Annotated in this window: 20 protein-coding genes; 18 read left to right on the top strand and 2 right to left on the bottom strand. The window is 66.3% G+C overall.

Annotated features, from left to right (window positions below; translation table 11 throughout):
• Nucleotides 1-283 precede the first annotated feature (283 nt).
• The 14 genes from H7F16_RS13590 (at nt 284) to H7F16_RS13525 (ending at nt 12,723) form a co-directional block, all read left to right on the top strand.
• Complete coding sequence (locus H7F16_RS13590; RefSeq protein WP_185798173.1) at nt 284-2,179, top strand: secretin N-terminal domain-containing protein; 1,896 nt, start codon at nt 284-286, stop codon at nt 2,177-2,179.
• On the top strand, nt 2,176-3,759 hold the full coding sequence (locus H7F16_RS13585) for a GspE/PulE family protein (RefSeq protein WP_185798172.1): 1,584 nt from the start codon (nt 2,176-2,178) through the stop codon (nt 3,757-3,759). The genes H7F16_RS13590 and H7F16_RS13585 overlap by 4 nt, the downstream gene beginning before the upstream one ends.
• Complete coding sequence (locus H7F16_RS13580) at nt 3,752-4,840, top strand: type II secretion system F family protein (protein ID WP_185798171.1); 1,089 nt, start codon at nt 3,752-3,754, stop codon at nt 4,838-4,840. The genes H7F16_RS13585 and H7F16_RS13580 overlap by 8 nt, the downstream gene beginning before the upstream one ends.
• Nucleotides 4,841-4,859: 19 nt before the next feature.
• Entirely contained in the window at nt 4,860-5,288 is a 429-nt protein-coding gene (gspG, locus tag H7F16_RS13575) for a type II secretion system major pseudopilin GspG (RefSeq protein WP_185798170.1), read from the top strand.
• The gene (locus H7F16_RS13570; protein ID WP_185798169.1) at nt 5,269-5,679 is read left to right on the top strand and encodes a prepilin-type N-terminal cleavage/methylation domain-containing protein; all 411 of its coding nucleotides are present in this window, start codon (nt 5,269-5,271) and stop codon (nt 5,677-5,679) included. Before gspG ends, H7F16_RS13570 begins: the two co-directional genes overlap by 20 nt.
• The gene (locus tag H7F16_RS13565; protein ID WP_185798168.1) at nt 5,612-5,998 is read left to right on the top strand and encodes a prepilin-type N-terminal cleavage/methylation domain-containing protein; all 387 of its coding nucleotides are present in this window, start codon (nt 5,612-5,614) and stop codon (nt 5,996-5,998) included. Before H7F16_RS13570 ends, H7F16_RS13565 begins: the two co-directional genes overlap by 68 nt.
• Complete coding sequence (locus H7F16_RS13560) at nt 5,995-6,621, top strand: PulJ/GspJ family protein (protein WP_185798167.1); 627 nt, start codon at nt 5,995-5,997, stop codon at nt 6,619-6,621. Before H7F16_RS13565 ends, H7F16_RS13560 begins: the two co-directional genes overlap by 4 nt.
• Nucleotides 6,618-7,400: a hypothetical protein gene (locus H7F16_RS13555; protein ID WP_185798166.1), complete on the top strand. Its 783-nt coding sequence runs from the start codon at nt 6,618-6,620 to the stop codon at nt 7,398-7,400. The genes H7F16_RS13560 and H7F16_RS13555 overlap by 4 nt, the downstream gene beginning before the upstream one ends.
• Entirely contained in the window at nt 7,397-8,320 is a 924-nt protein-coding gene (locus tag H7F16_RS13550) for a hypothetical protein (RefSeq protein WP_185798165.1), read from the top strand. Before H7F16_RS13555 ends, H7F16_RS13550 begins: the two co-directional genes overlap by 4 nt.
• Complete coding sequence (locus H7F16_RS13545) at nt 8,317-8,814, top strand: hypothetical protein (RefSeq protein ID WP_185798164.1); 498 nt, start codon at nt 8,317-8,319, stop codon at nt 8,812-8,814. The genes H7F16_RS13550 and H7F16_RS13545 overlap by 4 nt, the downstream gene beginning before the upstream one ends.
• Complete coding sequence (locus H7F16_RS13540; protein WP_185798163.1) at nt 8,811-9,320, top strand: hypothetical protein; 510 nt, start codon at nt 8,811-8,813, stop codon at nt 9,318-9,320. Before H7F16_RS13545 ends, H7F16_RS13540 begins: the two co-directional genes overlap by 4 nt.
• On the top strand, nt 9,317-9,895 hold the full coding sequence (locus H7F16_RS13535; protein WP_185798162.1) for a prepilin peptidase: 579 nt from the start codon (nt 9,317-9,319) through the stop codon (nt 9,893-9,895). Before H7F16_RS13540 ends, H7F16_RS13535 begins: the two co-directional genes overlap by 4 nt.
• 170 nt (nt 9,896-10,065) lie before the next feature.
• A complete protein-coding gene (locus H7F16_RS13530) occupies nt 10,066-10,509 on the top strand; it encodes a (2Fe-2S)-binding protein (RefSeq protein ID WP_185798161.1) in 444 nt (147 codons plus the stop codon).
• Between the two features lie 57 nt (nt 10,510-10,566).
• Nucleotides 10,567-12,723 (top strand): xanthine dehydrogenase family protein molybdopterin-binding subunit, encoded by a 2,157-nt coding sequence (locus tag H7F16_RS13525; protein WP_185798160.1) that lies wholly within the window; start codon nt 10,567-10,569, stop codon nt 12,721-12,723.
• Between the two features lie 164 nt (nt 12,724-12,887).
• Here H7F16_RS13525 and H7F16_RS13520 read toward each other — a convergent pair whose 3' ends face one another.
• Complete coding sequence (locus H7F16_RS13520) at nt 12,888-14,219, bottom strand: CorA family divalent cation transporter (protein ID WP_185798159.1); 1,332 nt, start codon at nt 14,217-14,219, stop codon at nt 12,888-12,890.
• 701 nt (nt 14,220-14,920) lie between these two features.
• Between H7F16_RS13520 and H7F16_RS13515 the strand changes: the two genes are divergently transcribed.
• Nucleotides 14,921-16,177: an MgtC/SapB family protein gene (locus H7F16_RS13515; protein ID WP_185798158.1), complete on the top strand. Its 1,257-nt coding sequence runs from the start codon at nt 14,921-14,923 to the stop codon at nt 16,175-16,177.
• Here H7F16_RS13515 and H7F16_RS19905 read toward each other — a convergent pair.
• Nucleotides 16,174-16,305, bottom strand: a complete 132-nt coding sequence (locus H7F16_RS19905) for a hypothetical protein (RefSeq protein WP_277818383.1) — start codon at nt 16,303-16,305, stop codon at nt 16,174-16,176. The two genes, H7F16_RS13515 and H7F16_RS19905, sit on opposite strands and share 4 nt — an antisense overlap.
• A 203-nt stretch (nt 16,306-16,508) precedes the next feature.
• Between H7F16_RS19905 and H7F16_RS13510 the strand changes: the two genes are divergently transcribed.
• The 3 genes from H7F16_RS13510 to H7F16_RS13500 all read left to right on the top strand — a co-directional run bounded on the left by H7F16_RS13510 (nt 16,509) and on the right by H7F16_RS13500 (nt 19,330).
• Entirely contained in the window at nt 16,509-17,615 is a 1,107-nt protein-coding gene (locus tag H7F16_RS13510) for an ABC transporter substrate-binding protein (protein WP_185798157.1), read from the top strand.
• Nucleotides 17,616-17,678: 63 nt separating this feature from the next.
• Nucleotides 17,679-18,551, top strand: coding sequence for an ABC transporter permease (locus H7F16_RS13505; protein ID WP_185798156.1), 873 nt, complete (start codon nt 17,679-17,681; stop codon nt 18,549-18,551).
• Nucleotides 18,548-19,330, top strand: coding sequence for an ABC transporter permease (locus H7F16_RS13500; protein WP_185798155.1), 783 nt, complete (start codon nt 18,548-18,550; stop codon nt 19,328-19,330). Before H7F16_RS13505 ends, H7F16_RS13500 begins: the two co-directional genes overlap by 4 nt.

Here is a 19,330-nt window from a genome sequence, read left to right as displayed (position 1 = left end):
CATCCGCCCTATAACTTTTGATGTAGATCATGGCTCTCTATGACCACATGCGGTTGATCTTCGTTGACCGCAGTCACTTCCTTGGCACAAACACCCCAGTGGAGGGTCCCGACCTTGCCTGCGGCCAAGGTTCTCCCGCCCCAGAATTATCAGGATTGGATTCTAGGTGTCCCTAACTCGACAGGCCCGACCTGCACCGCGTAAGCGGCTCGCCACGATCCTTTGCCTTGCCCTCGTTGCAATCGCTCCGGCCTGCACCGAAACCCAGAACGGCAATTCCGATATGCTCTCCGGGCTCGACCTCGCTCCGCGCGGGCAGGCGGCCCGGGGGGGCAACGGCGCGCAGACCTCGGGGGTTACGCGTATCGCCTATTTCGATGATAGCGGAACAGAGCACGAGGTGCCGCAGGGCATCCAGCCGCTTGGCGCGGGCTACACGGTCAATTTGCAGGACGTCTCGGTCGAAGCTGCGGCGGAATCGCTGTTCGGACAGGTGCTCAAGGTCCCCTACACGGTCGATCCCGGCGTGTCCGGCACGGTCACTCTGGCCACCGGCGGCGCCGTGTCGCGTGACGCATTGGTCGGCCTGTTCGAAGAGGCCCTGTCCGCGAACGGACTGTCCCTGACCGAAGCCTCGGGCAGCTACCGCATACTTGCCGGAAGCGGTGACGGCACGACCGCCCGCCTGTCCGCCGACGGCTACGGGCTTACCGCCGTTCCGTTGCGCCGTGTCCCTGCCGACCGGATGCTTTCACTGCTCGACGGTTTCGCCGCCCCCGAAGGCACGCTGCGCGCGGCACCCGATGGCGATATGATCCTCGTGCGTGGCTCCAGCACGCAACGCGCCGATCTGGCCGCCCTGATCGCCTCGCTCGACACCGATGTCATGTCCAGTTCGGCCTCGGGCATCGCCTTCCTGCAAACGGCCTCGGCGGCAAGTGTGGCCGAGGACCTGCGCGCCCTTCAGGAAAGCGATCCTTCGACCTCGACATGGAAGGTCATCGTTCTTGACCGCTCGAACGCGCTGATCCTGCGGGCGGCCAGCAGCGAGGATCTCGGCAATGCCATGCGCTGGGTGCAACGGCTTGACCAGACCGGCGGAACCGGCGGCACCGATATCGAGGTCTATCAGGTCCAGTTCGCCCGCGCCTCCTCGCTTGCATCGGTTCTGACGGAAACATTCGGCGGCTCGGGTGGCGGCAGCGCTCCGGCGGCGGCCCCCGCCCCCGCCACGCCCGACACCGCCGATGCGGGCGGCGATGTCGCCCTTGCCGCAGCGGCAGCGCCCTCGGCCCTTGGCATGGGCAGCGCCACAGGGACCGACGTCCATTTCATCGCGAATGACGCCGACAACACCTTGATCATCCGCGCCCCCGCTCCGATCCGGCATCAGGCGCTGGCGCTTCTGGCAGCGATCGACAAATCGCCCACGCAGGTGCTGATCGATGTCATCCTTGTCGAAGTCACGCTGAACGATGCCACCAGCATGGGCGTTCAGGCCTATCTCAAGGACAAGCAGGCCAGCCTGATCGCCAGCACCGACAGCGCCCCCGCCCTGACGGGCAATCTTCCGGGCGTGAACATCATCCTTGGCCGCAGCGCAGACCCCCGCGCCATCATCGACAGCCTGTCGAAGGTGACAGATGTAAAGGTCGTCTCGGCCCCCTCGATTTCCGCCTTCGAAAACGAACAGGCCGAAATCAAGGTCGTCGAACAGGTTCCCATCGTCACCCAGCAGGTGCAGGCGACGACCGATCCCAACGCGCCCACAGTCAATTCGGTCGAATACCGCGACGCGGGCGTCATCCTGCGCGTGACCCCGCAGGTCAGCCAGACCGACCTTGTCAACCTGTCGGTCAAGCAAGAGCTTTCGGCCGTCGTGGGCCAGACCGACGGCAACACCACCCTGACACCCACCCTGCGCCAACGCTCCATCGCGACCCGCGTCGCGGTCTATGACGGCCAGACCGTGGCCCTGGGCGGGCTGATCTCGACCCAGTCCTCGCGCAGCAAGGATGGCGACGCGCTGACCAAACTGCTTGGCGGGCACCGCACGTCCGACCGCGCGCGCAGCGAGCTTGTCATCTTCATCACCCCCCATGTCATCCGCGACCAGCAGGACGCGGCGGCGGCGGCGCAGGAAATCCGGCGCAAGATGACGCTCATGGCCGGAAAATGACCCCCCAATCCGGCATCGCGGCGCCGCAGGCGGTGCGGGACGGCGATGACCCGCTGGCGCAAGCCCGCCTGATCGCCGCGCGAAGCGGTCTTGCCCTGATGGCCGACGAGGATTGGCCCGACCGGATCGACCTGCCGCCCGCCCTTTCGGTGCGGTTCCTGCGTTCGGCCCTGATGCTTCCCGTCGGCCCCGATCCTGCCACGGGGGCCGAAAGGGTCGCGCTGGCCGATCCCGCGAACCGCGCCGCGACCGATGCGCTAAGGGCCGCCCTCGGCAAGCCGCTCTCGCTCCGGATCGCCTCGGTTCCCGCCCTGCTCTCGCGTCTGGAAAGCCTTGCCGAACAGGCATCCGGCGCGGCCGAGATGGCCGAACCGGCCGAAACCGACAGCGCCGATGACAGCGCCCTCGACGCGCCCACCGTCGCGCTGCTCGACAAGCTTCTGGCCCGCGCCGTCGAAACCCGCGCGACCGACCTGCATTTCGAACCCGGCCCGCAGCAGATGACGATCCGGCAGCGCGTCGATGGCATGTTGCGCGTCGTCATGACGGTTCCCGCACCGACAGGACGCGCCCTTGTCGCGCGGCTGAAAATCCTTGCCGGACTGAACATCGCCGAACGCCGCCTCGCACAGGACGGGCACCTGCGCGTGACCATCGGCAAGTCCCGCATCGACATGCGCTGCGCGACCCTTCCGATGGTCGATGGCGAAGGGGCCGCCTTGCGCATTCTGGCAGGCCGCGCGCGCATCCCGCGCATCGATGCGCTCGGGCTTCTGCCCGCCGAGGAAGCGGCCCTGCGCCACGCTCTGGCGCAAAGCCACGGGCTGATCCTCGTCACCGGCCCGACCGGCAGCGGCAAGACGACCACACTTGCCGCCGCGACTTCGGCGCTGAACGACCCCTCGCGCAAGATCATCTCGGTCGAGGACCCCGTCGAATACCATATCGCGGGCGTGTCACAGGTGCAGGTGAACCCCGCCATTGGGCTTGATTTCGCCGCCGGCCTGCGCGCCTTCATGCGCGCCGACCCCGATGTGCTTCTGGTGGGCGAGGTGCGCGACCGCGAGACCGCCGCCGTCACCGTTCAGGCCGCACTGACAGGCCACCTCGTGCTGACGACCCTGCACACGAATTCGGCAGCCGGTGCCGTGGTCCGGCTGACCGAAATGGGGATCGAGCGTTACCTTCTCGCCGCAACGCTGCGCCTCAGCATCGGCCAACGCCTTGTCCGCCAGCTTTGCCCGCATTGCCGCGCCCCCGAAATCCTGCCCGCTTTGCCCTTTGCCCCCGAAATCCGGTCGATGGCCGGCCACGCGCCGACGGGCGAAACCAAGGTCTGGAATGCCGTCGGTTGCGACCATTGCGGCGGCACGGGCTACTACGGGCGCTCCGCGATCTTCGAGGTGCTTGCCCTGACCGAACCGCTCCGGCAGGCCCTTCTGGGCGGTGCGGGCACATCGGAACTCCACGCGGCAGGCATAAGGGCAGGCATGGTTCCGCTTCTCGCGGCGGGGCTTCGGCAAGTGCTGGCGGGCCAGACCAGCGTGGCTGAACTGTTGCGCGTGGTGCAGGATGACTGACACGCGCCGTTTCGAACTGGGCTTTCCCCGACGCGCCGCCGTCCCGACCGAGGCCGAGATCACCCTGTTCACGCAGGAACTGGCGTGGATGGTGCGCTCGGGCGTGCCGCTGGGCCGCGCCATCGACATCCTTCTGGCCGAGGCGCAATCCGGCCCCCTCGCCGCCCCCCTGCGCGGCATCAGGGCCGAACTCAGGGCCGGAAGCAGCCTTGCGGAAGCCATGTCGCGGCAGGGCCGCATCTTTCCCGAAACATACCTCCGCCTTGTGTCGCTCGCCGAATCCGCGGGGACCCTGCCGATGGTGCTGTCACGGCTTTACGAAGGCCGCGCCCGCGCCGCCCGCCTGCGCCAGAAGGTGGGGGCGGCGCTGATCTATCCCGCCTTCCTTGTCATCGTCGCCATCGCGGCGGTGGCGCTCATCGCGCTTGCCGTCCTGCCGCAACTCAGGGCGATCCTGCCCGACCAGCCGATGGCCGACGGCAGCGACAGGGCGATGCGCCGCCTCATCGCGCTTTCGGACTGGGTCTTTGCCCACGGTCCGATTGCGGCGCTGCCGGTGCTTGGCGCGGGTTTCGCCTGTGCCGCCCTGCTGCGCCGCCCCTCCGTTCGGGTCGCCCTGGCCGAGTTTCTGCGCCCCGTTCCGGTCATCGGCCCGCTTCTGGCCCTCTCGCGCCTTGCCGACCTCACCCGCACCCTTGCCATGCTGGCCGAGGCGGGGTTGCCCGTCGACGAATGCCTGCGCCTTGCCCGCCACGCGACCCCGTCGCCCCGCCTTGGTGCGACGCTGGAAAAGATGGAAGCCGCCCTGCGTGCGGGTCAGGACATCACCGGCCCCCTGCGGGCCGATCCCGCCTTTCCCGGCCTTCTCTCCAGCCTGATGAAGGTCGGGCAGGAAACCGGCAATCTCGGCCAAAGCCTGTCGCAGGCCGCCGCGATCTTCGAGGAAAAGACGACCACCGCGCTCGACAGGGCGCTGACCCTGCTGGAACCGGCCCTGATCCTGTTCATCTCGGTCGCCGTGGGCTCGCTGATATATCTGGTGATCGGGGCGCTGATGTCGGTCAACGACCTGTTCCTGTGATGCAAGAAGGACGCTAACCATGACCCCCCATCGTCCCCTCCCGAAAGACCGCGAGGCAGGCTTCACGCTTGTCGAACTCCTCGTGGTCCTCGTGATCCTTGCCCTTCTGGCCGCCCTCGTCGGGCCAAGGGTCGTGGGCTATATGGGCCAATCACGCGTCAAGACGGCAAAGATCCAGATCGCCTCGTACCAGACGGCACTGGAACTTTACCACCTCGACATGGGCCGTTACCCCGCACAATCCGAAGGGCTGGACGCGCTGACCAACGCGCCGCCTTCGTCCGGCGGCTGGAACGGTCCCTATCTGAACAAGGCGGTTGCCGCCGATCCTTGGGGGAATGCCTACGCCTATGTCGCGGCCCCCGACGGCGCGACCTACCGCCTGTCAAGCTACGGTGCCGACGGCAAGGAAGGCGGCGAAGGTGACAATGCCGACATCACCCCATGACGGCGAAGCCGGTCTCACGCTGGTCGAGATGCTTCTCGTCCTTGCGATCCTCGCCCTTGCCAGCGGCCTTGTCCTTGGCCGCGGCCTTCCGGGGGGCACGATGCTTGACCGCGCAAGGCTGGACGGCTTCCTCGTCGATACCCGCGTCGCGGCAATGCGTTCGGGCCAATACCTCACCCTTGCAGCCAGCGGCCGCGACATTGTGGCAAGACAGGGCGAAACAGACATCGCAACCCTTTCGACCGGCGCCGAAGCGGCATTGTCCGGCCCCGTCTGGTTCCGTCCCGACGGCACCAGCAACGGCGGCCGCATCGTCCTGTCCCGTGCCGACGGCACGGAATACGGCGCCGATATCGCCGCGCCCACCGGCCGCATCACCCTGTGGCCCTAGCGCCGAGCAGGGCTTTTCACTGGTCGAGGTTCTGGCGGCCCTTGCCCTGTCCACCATGATGCTGGTCGCCGCCTTCGACACCTTCGCAACCTTTGCCCGTGTTGCCGACCGTCAGGCCCGCAGCACCGCGGCGCGCAATCTCGCAAGGGTGCTTCTCGCCGAAGGCAGCGCGGGGCAAGGCGATGTCCGGGGGCTTGTCTGGCAGGCAGACACGCAACGGCTGTCGCAAAATCTGGCGCGTCGCGACCTTGCCATCCGGGGGCCGAATGGCCCCGTGCTGTCCCTCTCGGTCCTCGAACTGCCGCAGGCCGCGCCATGACCGCAAGACCCGAAGCCGGCTTCACCCTGATCGAGGCGCTCGTCTCCCTTACCCTTGGCGCGGTCGTGATGATGTCGGTGCTGACGGCCGTCAAACTTGCCGGGTCCACCGCATCGCGCCTTGCCGCTTCCGCCGCAACCGACGAAGCCCTTTCGCGGTTCGGCGATCTGCTGGCGGGCGATGCCGCCCATGCCCTCGCCCTGCCCGTCACCGCCGGGGGCAAGGTCTTTGAGGGAAGCGCGCAGGCCGCCCGCTTTGCCATGCTGCCCCGCCCGCGTCCCGGCGAAACCGATCCCGACCCCGTTTTCGTCACCTACCGTCTGGGCGGCGGCACCGCGGGCCATGTCGACCGCAGCGAAACACCCTTCGGTCAGGCCGAAACAGACGCCGTGGCGGTGTGGGAGCCGCTGCAACCGCTGGCCTTCCGCTACCTTGACGCACGCGGCAAATGGCTGGACCGCTGGGCTGACCCGAACGCGATGCCCCGCGCGCTCGGGCTTGTCGTCGGCCCCGACCGATCTGCCCGCCCTGCCCTTGCAGGATCCTTCCTGCCGCTCATCGCTCTGGCCTGCACCGATGGCGCCTCTGGCTGCGCCGACGCAACAACGGGGGCAACGCCGTGAGCCATGCACCCAGACAGGAAGCGGGGGCCGTCCTTCTGATGGTGCTGGTGGCTCTGGCGCTGCTGGCAGCCGTGGCCGCCGCCGCCGCACGCCTGTCGGCAAGCGCGCTGGCGACGACCCGATCCGAAACCCTGCTTCTGAAAGACCAGCTTGCGCTGCCCTCTGCCCTTGCGCTGGTCGCTGCCCGCATGAACGGGCGCGATCCCCTGCCCGGAAACGGCACGCCCACCCGCCTGGCCCTGCCCGACCGCAAGCTCGAGGCGCGGCTCTTCTCGGTCGCGGGGCTGGTGAACCCGAACACCGCGCCGCGCCCGCTTCTGATCGCCCTGTTCCGGTCAGCCGACACGCCGCCCCTGCGCGCCGAGACCTTGGCCGACCGCATTCTCGACCGCCGCGCCAAGGCCACAAGCGCCCAGGCCGGCCGCGCCTTCCTCCTTGCCTCGGACCTGCGCCACCTGCTCGCGGACGAACCCGCGCTCTGGCCCCGTCTGCGCGAGCTGACAACCTGCCTCGGCGCAAATGTGAATTTCGACGCGGGCAGCGCCCCGGCCCGCCTTGCAGCCGTGGCTCCGGCGGCAAGCCTTGGCAGCGTCGACCTCTACGCCGGGGCCGCCACGCAGGACAGCGCCGGTTTCTACGAGCTTTATCTCCGCGACACGGACCCGCCACGCGGCGGCACCACGCATGTCTCGCTCAGGATCACAGCGGACGGCTATCAGGTGGCGGCCATCGATTGGCCCCTTGACCCGACCGACGACACTGGGATGCCCGCCCGATGATACAATCCCGCCTCTCGCGCCTTGTCGATGATGCCGCACTTCATGTCGAAGGCTTGCTGCCTCCGGCGCGGCGCGGGCTGGTTCCGCTCGCGCTTGACGCGGCCGAAGCCGCAGCCATCGGCGACTTTCCTGCTGCCGCCCGCATCTCGCTGACGGTCGGGGCCGACCGCGCCCTCATCCGCAGGCTCGAGCTTCCGGCAGGAACCGATATCCGCCGCGCCGTCCCCATATGGCTCGAGGACGCGTCGCCCTGGGCACCGGGCAGCTATCTGTGGGACGCCGCACAGACCGCAACGCCGGGCGTCTGGCAGGTCGCGATGGTTCCGGTCGCCCCGCTCCGCCTGCTCGAGGACAGGCTGGAACGGTGCGGCAGTTCCCTTGCCGAGGTGCGGCTGCAACCGACCGATGGCGCAGGCTTCACCTTCCGCCCTGACCTTGCCGGACGGGCGCGGCTGCGAAAGCGGCTCATCGCCCTTGCGGGCGGGATCATGGCCCTCGGGCTGGGCCTTTTGCTGTGGCAGGTGCCATCGGCCCTTGCCGCCCGCGCCATTGCCGCCAACGCCGCCTCCGAAATGGCAAGGCTACAGGAAAACGGCACCCTCGGGGCGGCCACCGCTGCGGTCCTGTCGCTTCAGAACGACAAGCTTGGCACCCCCGATCTTGCCGCGCGGCTCGGTTTTCTTGCAAGCCGCCTGCCCACCGACACCTGGCTTTTGCACCTTGGACTCGAAGGGAACCGCTTCACCCTTTCGGGACGCAGCAGTGCGCCCGAAGCCATCATCCCCGCCCTCTCGTCCGCCGATGGCCCCCTCTCCGCACAGCGGGTCGATTTCGACGGACCCATGGCCCGCGACATCCAGAACGGCCTGTTCTCGTTCACCGTCACCGGCGAATTCGCATTCAGGGGGGCCAAGGAATGATCCGGCGCAATCCGTTGCTTGTCCTTCTTTCTGTTCCCGCGCTGTTTCTTGCCCTCGGGCTTTGCGCCTGCCTTGGCGCCGCGGCCTATCGGGGCGCTGCCGACAAGGCGCTTGCAGCACTGGCTGCGGCCAGACAGACCGCCAATTCCGGCCCCGCCGGACAGGCGGCCAAGACCCTCGTCGCGGGCGATACGGCGGGGCTTGCCCAATCGGCGCTGCAATCTCTGGTGCTGCGCCAACTCGGCCCGACGGGCCTTGTGCCCGACCGGATCGACCCCGCCGCGCCCGAGGCCCAAGGCGTGCTGACGCGACTTCCCCTCACGCTTGCCCTCTCGGGCAGCGAAACCCAGATCATGGCCGCCGTGCTGGCCCTCGACCAGACCGAGCCACTGTTGCGCCTCGACCGGATCAGCATTGACGGACAGGGCATCGAAGGCGGACTCCTTCAGGCGGAAATCGCCCTTTCGGCCTTTGCAACGGCGGTGAAACCATGACCGGACGCATCCGCCTTCTGTCGATCGTGGCGGTCCTTCTGCTGGGCTTGCTGGTGCTTGACCGCCTGTTCGGTATCGCCCCCGAAACCCCGCCCCCCTCGACCACCGATCCCGCCGCCCTTGCCCCTGCCGCCGGACCCGCCCTTGCCGCCCTGCCTGCGGCCTTGGCAGACCATCCCCTGTTCCAGCCGTCGCGCGCATCGGCAAATGCCGATCCGGCCGCGCCGTCGCTGACAGGACTGCAACCGCCGCTTCTGCCCGAACCATCGACGCCCCCCCCCGCGCCCGAAGTTCTGCCCGTGCTGTTGGGGGTCGTGACCTCGCCCCCTCCCGGCGGCGCCTTTGTCGGCGACACGGCGGGCGGGCCGACCGTCTACCTCGAACCGGGCGAGGAAAGCCGTGGCTTGCACCTGATGACCGTCGCATCCGACCGCGCCGTGTTTCACGGCCCCGACGGCGATGTCACCCTGTTCCTGCCGACCGCCATCGAACTCGGCAAGCAATGACAGGGAAGCGGACGCCTTGGCCTGTCATCGCAGGATGGCTTTCGACAGCCGACCGCAGGCTTGCCCTCGGCGCGGCGCTGCTTTCGGGCCTCGGTGCTGCGTCACTCGGTGCGCAGGCAAATGCCGTCCTGGCCGTCGCCTTTCTGGGCGGCATCGCCATCCTGCTGATGCTGATCGACGCCCGCCACTTCCTCCTTCCCGACCGGCTCAGCCTGCCCCTGATCCCGCTGGGCCTACTGTTCACGGGGCCTGACCCCGACACCCTGATTGCGCGCCTCCTTGCGGCACTCGCGCTCTGGGTTGGCCTGACGGTTTTTGCGGTCCTCGCCCGCCGGGCCAAGGGGGGCGACGCCTTCGGACAGGGTGATGTCAAACTCATCGCGATAGCGGGTCTTTGGCTCTCCGCAGACAACATCGCGCCCTTCATCCTCTGCGCCGCGCTCTCGGCGATCGGGGCCTACGCGACTCGGGTCATGGCGGGGTCCGGCGGCAAGGACCGCCGCATCGCCTTCGGGGCCTATCTCGCGCCCGCGCTCTTGCTCATGGTGCTTCTACAACTCGCCTTCCGCGCTTAGTCCGCAGGTAAGAAACACCTATGACCCGAGTTATAGAACGCCCCTTCGCACCCCTGCCCGCCCCACTTTCCTGATGCGCGGGCCTCCGTCGCATATATATTGGAAATTGAATATAAATTGCACATCCGAAACTCAGGATTTGCGAACCAAATCAAACACAAGGTTTCCAAATGCCCACATACACACTGAACGTGAACGGGGTTAACCGCACGGTGAGCGTGCCAGAGGCAAGCATGCCGCTGCTTTGGGTCCTGCGCGACTTCATGGGGTTCACCGGGGCCAAATATGGCTGCGGGATCGAAGTCTGCGGTGCCTGCACCGTCATCATGGACAACCAGCGCGAACACGCCTGCAAGGTCGATGTCTCCTCGGCTGTCGGAAAGAAAATCCTGACCGTCGAAGGCCTCTCGGGCGATGTCGACGGGGCCAAGGCACAGGCGGCATGGGTCACGAACCAGGTCCCGCAATGCGGCTTTTGCCAGCCGGGCATGCTGACCGCCACCACCGCCGCGATGAAGGCCGGACACCACGGCAGCGAAATCGCGCCCGAGATCAAGCATATCTGCGTCTGCGGCACCTATCCGCGCATCAACAAGGCCCTCGGCGGGCTCTGACCCCGCCGTTTCCGACCCTTCGCCGCCACGCAATCCAGAAGAAAGAGCCCCGACATCATGGACGATCTTGCTGCACCCGCAAACGGGCCCAACCGCCGTGACCTTCTCAAGGGTGCGGCCGCGTCCTTCATCCTTCCCTTCGCCGTCTCCTTTGCCCCGCGCCGCGCCGAAGCGGCCGCAACCCCGGTGCAGATCGGCGCCTTCATCCGCATCGACGAGACGAACACCGTCACCCTCAGCATCGGCTCGACCGAGATGGGTCAGGGCATCATGACGGGCCTTGCCCAGCTTGTGGCCGAACAGTTGCAGGTCAACTGGTCCCAGATGCGCGGCGAACATGCCATCGGCGGATCGGGCGCGGGCAATCCTTACGCGAACCCGCTGTTCCACGCCCAGATCACCGGCGGATCGACCAGCATGATGGGCTGGTACAACCCGATGCGCACCGCCGCGGCAACCGTGCGCGACATGCTCATCCAGGCCGCTGCCCAGCAGACCAATACCACGGGCTGGAAACTGGGCACGGGCGGCACCGTGACCAACGGCACCACGACCCTGACCTTCGCCGCCGTCGCGGCCACTGCCGCCTCGGTCAGCGGCCTTCCGGCCCCCGTGCTGGCAACGACGACCAAATTCGTCGGCCAGCGCATGCCGCGCCTCGACATTCCGGCCAAGGTGAACGGCTCGGCCGTCTTCGGCATGGACGTCCAGGTTCCCGGCATGGTCTTTGCCAGCGTCGTGCATTGCCCGACCATTGGCGGCACCGTCGGCGCGACCCCGGCGAAACCGTCGCGCCCGGGCGTTCTTGGGGTCATCAACCTCGGCAATGCGGTGGCAGTCATCGCCACCAACACCTGGACCGCGATCAAGGGTGCCAGCGACATCGAACGCAACGTCTCGTGGGTGCTTCCCGCCGACACGTCGCGCATGGACAGCGCCTCCCTCGGTGCGACCGCGCAGAACCTTCTGACATCGGCAAGCAGCGGCTCGGTCTATGTGGCCGAAGCCTCGGGCACCCCCACGCTGGCCGGTGCGGCCAAGACCTTCGACCAGACCTACAAGCTGCCCTTCCTCGCCCATGCCTGTATGGAGGTGATGAACTGCACCGCCTCGGTCACCGCAGACCGTTGCGAGATCTGGGCCCCTACGCAGGGACAGGAATTCATCATTCCCGCCGCCGCCGCCGCCTGTGGCCTGAGCAATGACAAGGTCGTTCTCCACACGACCTATCTTGGCGGTGGCTTCGGCCGCAAGATCGAGTCGGACTATGTCCTGCAAGCGGTGCAATGCTCCAAGCAACTCGGCGTTCCGGTCAAACTGATCTGGTCGCGCGAGCAGGATTTCCAGAACGACCGCTTCCGCCCCAGCGCGCTGATCCGCGTGCAGGCGGGACTTGACGCGTCCAACAACATGACCGCGCTGATCTATCGGAACGTCTCGCCCTCGATCAAATTGCAGCGCGGCCCGAGCAGCGTGAGCAACCCCGAAGACACCGGCGCCGTCGCCGGCGCCAAGGGCCTGCCCTACAGCATCGGCGCACGCCAGATCGAACATGTGGCATTGCCGACCGACATTCCGCTTGGCTACTGGCGCTCGGTCGGGGAATCCTACAACACCTTCGCCGTCGAAAGCGCGATCGACGAACTGGCGAAACTTGCCGTCATCAACCCGCTCAACTTCCGCCGCGACCGCCTGACCGACCCCCGCGCCAAGGGCGTGCTGACGGCGGTTGAAACGCTCTCGGGATGGAAGAACCTGCCGCCGACCGGATACCAGCGCGGGGTCGCCTTCCTCAAGGGGTTCGGCAGCTACGTCGCAATGGTCGCCGAGGTGGGCAAAACCTCGACCGGAACGATCCGGGTTTCCAAGATCTATGTCGCGGTCGATTGCGGCGTCGTGGTGAACCCCGATCAGGTCGAAGCCCAGATGCAGGGCGGCATTGCCCACGGGCTTGCGGCCGCCATGTGGCATCAGGCAACCTTTGTCGCCGGCGTGCCGCAGGTGCGGAACTTCAACAACTACCCCTACCTCAAGCTGCAAACCATGCCGACCGTGTTGATCAAGCTCGTCGCCAGCACCGCGGCACCGGGCGGGGTCGGCGAGACAGCGGTTCCGGTCGTGGCACCGGCAGTCGCCAACGCATGGGCCAAACTGACCAACACGCGTCTCCGGTCGCTGCCGTTCTACCCGGGTACGACGATGGGTGGTCTCTGACACGACCGGATCACCACGGGCCATCCTTTCCCCGCGCACAGGGGAAAGGCCCGTGGCCGGTCAAAGCGAACCGGGACAGGGTGTTGCCGCGGGATGCGGTTTCCGCATTCCGCAGGTAGCACCCTTTCCGGCGATGCCATCGCGCGCCGCCGCCGGTTGCCCTGTCAGGAATCGTGTCGCATCGCACCCGACTTCGCGCGGCTCTGGCGGATCCGGCGCATTTCGGCGCGGCGGATGAACAGATAGGTGAACCACCCCACAAAGATGCACCCGACCATGAACCCCCCATAGGCGACGGGCCAGGGTATCGCGCGCGTCATCATCGAGAATTCCGACATGCCCCCCATGCCGGACAGGATGTTGATCGGCATGAAGACCAGACCGAACACGGTCAGTTGTGACACCCGGGTGTTCTGGTTGATGTTGATGAAACCGATGGTCGCATCCATCAGGAAGTTGATCTTGTCGAACAGAAAGGCCGTGTGGCTGTTCAGACTGTCGATGTTGCGCAAGACCTGCTTGGCCGATGCGATCTGCGTCTTTTGCAGGTTTCGGGCCTGCATCAGAAAGCTGATCGCGCGCTGTGAATCCATGATGTTCGACCGGATACGCCCGTTCAGGTCCTCTTCTTCGGCGATGTCGGCAAGAACCGAGGCCGCCTCCTGGTCGGTCATCTTCTCCGACAGCACATGGCGGCCTGCCTTGCCAAGGGTGCGGTAGATATCCTCAAGCGAGTCTGCGGAGTATTCCACATCCGCCCCGTAAAGCGCGATCATGATATCGACACAGTCCTGCTGGCTGCTGACCGGCATGGTCGACAGCCGCCGCCGCAAAAGCCGGAACACGGGCAGTTCCTCGTTCCTGAGCGAAAACAGCATCTGTCCCGTCAGGGCAAAGGCCACCGGCACGCTGCGCGACGCGCCATTTCGGTCAAGCAGGAAATTCGAGTGCAGCCAGACCGATCCGGCGTCATCGACCTGAAAGCGCGAGCTGACCTCGAGATCGGTTTCCTCGCCGGGGTCGTGCAGGTCGATGCCGTAATGCGCGCCGATCAACTGGCGTTCGGCGGCACTTGCGCCGACAAGGTCGATCCAGACGGGATTGGTCCCGGCAAGCTCGGCCGTGTCAGTGATGCAGCGAAAACGCACCCGCCCGTTGACCCTTTCGCAAACCGTGATCCGGTTCTCGCCAAAGCGCGGCTCGGCCCTGCCGTCAAGCGCCTCGCGCAGCGGGCGGGGCAGGAACCACGCCACATCGCTGGTGCGCGTGGCAGGCAAAGACTGCCAGACAAGCATGGCATCGGACAGGTCAAGCCCTTCCAGAACAGCAGCGATGGCTTCGGGGGTCATGCGGCCCAGCTGGCTGCCCAGTTCCACGGCCTGCTGGCGGGTGACAAGCGAGTCGACGACCTCTTGCCCCGGTTTGCGCGCCGCCGTCGAAAGACCGGCCACGAGGCGCTGCTTGCGCAGCAGTTCGGTGATTGCTTCGTGTGACATCGACCCTCTCGCAAACCGCAATGAAATCCGGGCAAGCGCCCCCTGTTACCCGCCCCCCCGCAACAGGCACAAGGGCGCAGACGCAAAGCGCGCCAAACGCCGTCCGGTCATTCCCCCTGCGGAACGCAAACTTCGGCACATTCGCAATCGGGGCGGCGCGCAGGGTCGGGCGGGGCGCAAGCCGACAGGAATGGCGGGGTTGCCGCGTTAAAGCATCAAGAACATCAATTCGATATGACGGTCCGCCCGCTGCGAAGGGCAAGGTGCCGAATGTGACCCCGCCGCACTTTCGCGGCCCGACGACGCCCCGCTTTCGGCGTCTCTGCCCGCCAGACCACAGCGATCATGTCGCGGGCCATGGCCGCGCCGCCAATGCCGGCTTTGGCAGGCGTGTCCGCTGCCGCCCCGATGCCCTGCCCTTCCGCCGGGGCGCGGGGGGCGGTGCCGTCGGGTGCGAAACAACCCTTTTCCGCACGACCCTGCGGATTTCCCGCTCGGCACCGGTATCGCGCCCCTCCTTTGCCAGCCGGATCACCCTTTGGCTTTCCGTCTTCTTGCCGTCCGACCCATGTTTCCCCATTGCATGACCCCGGGACAGCATATTGAATGCATATACATAATTGGCCCGACCACGATGTGCGTGGTGCCCCTCTGCGGTCGCAGACCGGACCGGGCCGCTGCCAATAAGGATCCGCGCGATCATGCCGGAACTTGATGTGTTCTCGCGTCTTGCTGCTGCCCTTGCCATCGGCTTGCTGGTCGGGATCGAACGCGGCTGGAAAACCCGCGAGGTCGAGGATCACAAACGGGCCGCCGGAGTGCGGACCTTCGGCCTTGCGGGCCTGATGGGCGGGACAAGCGGCGTGCTGAGCGCCGAGCTTGGCCCGATGGTCGTCGCCGTGACCTTCCTCGCATTTGCCGCGACCTTGGGCGCCTTTGTCTGGATGGAATCGCGGGCAAGCGGCGATCTCAGTGCAACGGGTCTTGTCGCAGGGCTGCTCACCTTCCTGCTTGGCACGATGGCGACGGTCGGTGACGTCACGGTCGCCATTGCGGTGGCGGTCTGCATGACCGTCCTGCTTGCGCTGCGTGAAAAGCTTCACAGCTGGCTCTTTCGCCTGACTTGGGACGAGGTCCGCGCAGGCTTGATCCTCATGGTGATGACCTTCCTGTTGCTTCCCCTGCTGCCCAATCGCCCGATCGACCCTTGGGGCGCAGTCAATCTGTACGAGGTCTGGCTGCTCGCCATCCTGATGGCGCTGATTTCCTTCATCGGCTACGTTGCCGTGCGGATGCTTGGCGGAACGTGGGGCATCGTTCTGACCGCAGCGGCGGGCGGGCTTGCCTCCTCGACCGCAACCACCTTGGCCTTTGCGCGACTGGCGGGTGACCAGCCGCGCGCGACCGATCTGCTGGTGGGCGGAATATTCATAAGCGGCGCGGTCATGGCCCTGCGTGTGGCGGGGCTTGTCCTGATATTGAACCCCGCCTTGCTGGCCTCGCTTTTTCCCGAACTGGGCATGGTGGTGCTGGGAATGCTGTGCGCGGCGGGCCTGTCGATGCTGCGCCTGCGTTCGGCCAGCCCTGTCGGGGCGGGTGCGTCGCTTGTCATCGCGAACCCTCTGGCGGTTGCGTCCTCGATCAAGATCGCGCTCTTCATCGTCGTCGTCATGGCATCGGTCGAGATTGTCCAACTCTTGTGGGGACAAAGCGGCGTCCTTGGCGTGGCGGCCCTTTCGGGCATTCTCGATGTTGACGCCATCACCCTTTCCATGGCGCAAAGCGGCCGTGCCGCACAGCTTGCCGCCGATGCGATTGTGCTGGCTGTCGTCGTCAACACCATCGCAAAATCGGTCATGTCCGCATGGGTCGGCGGGGCGGGTGTCGGCCTGCGGGTCGGCCTCCCCAGCCTTGCCGTGGTCGTGGCAACCGGGGCCGTGCGCTTCTGGGTCGGCTAGGCCCCGTCGGCGATCGATCGCAGCCGGATATCGACAGCGGCGGTCTGGCCTGCGGCACCGACAGCATCGGTCGCGGCATCCGCAACACCTTGGCTGCCCGCCACCCCCGCAGCCCAACGGCGCAACACGGCCTTGCCCGCGCGGCATCCCTACGGCAGGCGCCAACCCTCCTTTGGGGGAAACGCACCCCCACCTTGCTGTGGCAGGAAACGGCCTTCGGTCCATCATATTGAAACTGTTACATAACCGTCGGAAATTCGTCACGCGATGCGCCTAGAGAGGCCCGGCGGAGCGGGCAATCGGCCCCACCGACCAAATGACGGAGACGTAAATGAAAACCCTCAATGCGCTGGTTTCTGGCGTGAGCCTGCTTGCAATGTTCGCGGCGACGGCTGCTTCTGCCGAAACGCTTGCCGACATCGAAGCGGCCGCCAAGAAAGAAGGCGCGCTGACGACGATCGCCCTGCCCCACGACTGGTGCAACTACGGCGAGATCATCGCGTCGTTCAAAGCGAAATATCCCGAGATCACCGTGAACGAGCTGAACCCCGATGCCGGTTCCGCCGACGAACTCGAGGCGATCCGCGCCAACAAGGACAACACCGGCCCGCAGGCTCCTGACGTCATCGACGTGGGTCTTGCCTTCGGCCCGCAGGCCAAACAGGAAGGTCTGATCCAGCCCTACAAGGTCTCGCTCTGGGACGACATTCCGGCCGATATCAAGGACGCCGACGGCTTCTGGGCCGGGTCCTACTATGGCGTGATGGCCTTCGGTGTGAACACCGACATCATCAAGACCGTGCCCGCCAAATGGGACGACCTGCTCAAAAGCGATTACGCCAATGCCTTCGCCCTCACCGGTGATCCGCGCGCGTCGAACCAGGCGATCCTTGCCATCATGTCGGCAGGCGTGTCGCGTGGCGCCGAGCCGGGCGAAGCATCGGGCACCAAGGGCCTTGAATTCATGGCCGAACTGAACAAGGCCGGAAACTTCGTCCCCGTCTCGGGCAAGGCGGGCACCATCGCCCAGGGCCAGACGCCGATCGTCGCGGCCTGGGACTACAACCTCCTGTCCTGGCGCGACCAGCTCGCCGGCAACCCGCCGGTCGAGGTGGTGATCCCCGAAGGTCCGGTTCTGGCCGGCGTCTACGTCCAGGCGATCAGCGCCTATGCGCCGCACCCGAACGCCGCCAAGCTGTGGATGGAGCATCTGTTCTCGAACGAGGGCCAGAACGGCTACGTCAAGGGCTACTGCCACACCGCACGTTTCACCAAGATGGTCGCGGCTGGCGAAGTGCCGAAAGAACTGCTCGACGCGCTGCCCCCGGCCGAGGCCTATGCCCGCGCCGTATTCCCCTCGGTTGACCAGCAGTCGGCCAACAAGGAAGTCGTGTCCGGCAAATGGGACGAAATGGTCGGCGCGCAGGTCGCCGAGTAATCGATCCTGACCACGCCCCCGCGTCCCGACCGGACGCGGGGGACCTTTTTTGATCGGCGCCTCATGTCATCCCTGCTTCCCCACCGGCTTGAACGCTCCCTGTCGCTTTGGCTGGGGGTTCTTCCCTTTTTCGTCTTTGCGCTTGTCTTTCTGGTCCTTCCGACCCTGCATGTCGTGATCGGGGCCTTCACGCGGCCCGATGGCAGCCTGACCTTGGCCAACCTGTCGGACCTCATGTCCGGCACGATCCTCTCGGCGCTCTGGCTTTCGTTGCGGATCAGCCTGTGGACCGCATGCCTCGGAACCATCGGCGGCCTTCTGGTGGCCGGTGCCGTCATCCGCGGCGGGCTGCCCCCTGCCTTGCGCGATGCGGTCATGACCTTCTCGGGGGTCGCATCGAATTTCGCGGGCGTGCCGCTGGCCTTTGCCTTCATCGCAACGCTCGGACGCCTCGGCCTTGTGACCGTGCTCGCCCGCGACTGGTTCGGCATCAACCTCTACGCGACCGGCTTCAACCTGACGAGCTTTTCGGGCCTGACCATGGCCTATCTCTATTTCCAGATACCTCTCATGGTCCTCATCATCACCCCCGCGATTGACGGCCTACGCGGCGAATGGCGCGAGACGGCGGAAAGCCTCGGCGCAAGCGGGGTCCAATACTGGCGCATGGTGGCGCTTCCCGTGCTATGGCCCTCGTTGCTCGGGGCCTTCGCCCTGCTGTTCGCGAATGCCTTCGGGGCCGTGGCAACGGCAATGGCGCTGACCGGCTCGGCGCTGTCGATCCTGCCCATCATCCTTTTCGCCCAGATCCGCGGCGATGTCCTGCAAGACCCCCATCTCGGCTATGCCATCGCCTTTGCGATGATCGCCCTGACAGGTGGCGCGAACGTCATCTACATCTGGCTGCGCCTGCGCGCTGAACGGTGGCAGAAATGAACCTCAAGCGCATCGGCTCATGGGCCATCTTCATCCTTGCGGTCATCTACTTCCTCCTGCCCCTCGTCGGAACCTTGGAATTCTCGCTCAGGGCGCGCAGGGGCGTCTATTCCCTCGATGCCTACCGCAACGTGCTGGACGACCCGCAATTCCAGCAGACATTGGCCTATTCGGTGATCCTGTCGATTGCGACCGTCATCCTTGGCGTGCTGATCGTCGCCCCGACGGCCTTCTGGGTCCGGCTCAAGATGCCGCGCCTGCGCCCCGTCGTCGAGTTCATCACGCTGCTGCCGCTTGTGATCCCGCCGATCATCATCGTCTTCGGCTACATCCGCCTGTTCAACACCTCGTCGATCCTGCCCTTGACCGGTTCGGCGCGGGGCACCGACTTCCTGCTTGCGGCCGGATACGCGACCCTGTCCTTGCCCTACATGTACCGCGCGGTCGATACCGGCCTGCGCGCCATCGAGGTGCAGACACTCACCGAAGCCGCCCAAAGCCTCGGGGCCGGATGGGCAACGGTGCTGGCACGGGTAATCCTGCCCAACATCGCCGTGGCCATCCTGTCAGGCGCATTCCTGACCTTTGCCATCGTCATCGGTGAATATGTGATCGCCGCCTTGCTGAACCGCCCTGCCTTCGGGCCCTACATGGTCTGGATGGGCAGCAACCGTGCCTATGAACCCGCAGCCCTCGCCGTGATCGCCTTCGGCATGACATGGGCCAGCATGGGCGTGATCCAGCTGCTCGCACGGCGCACCCGCTTTACGAAAGGATGA

This window comes from Paragemmobacter straminiformis (assembly GCF_014243445.1).
Taxonomy (GTDB): Bacteria; Pseudomonadota; Alphaproteobacteria; order Rhodobacterales; family Rhodobacteraceae; genus Paragemmobacter; species Paragemmobacter straminiformis.
This window is presented reverse-complemented; position numbering and strand designations above follow the sequence as displayed.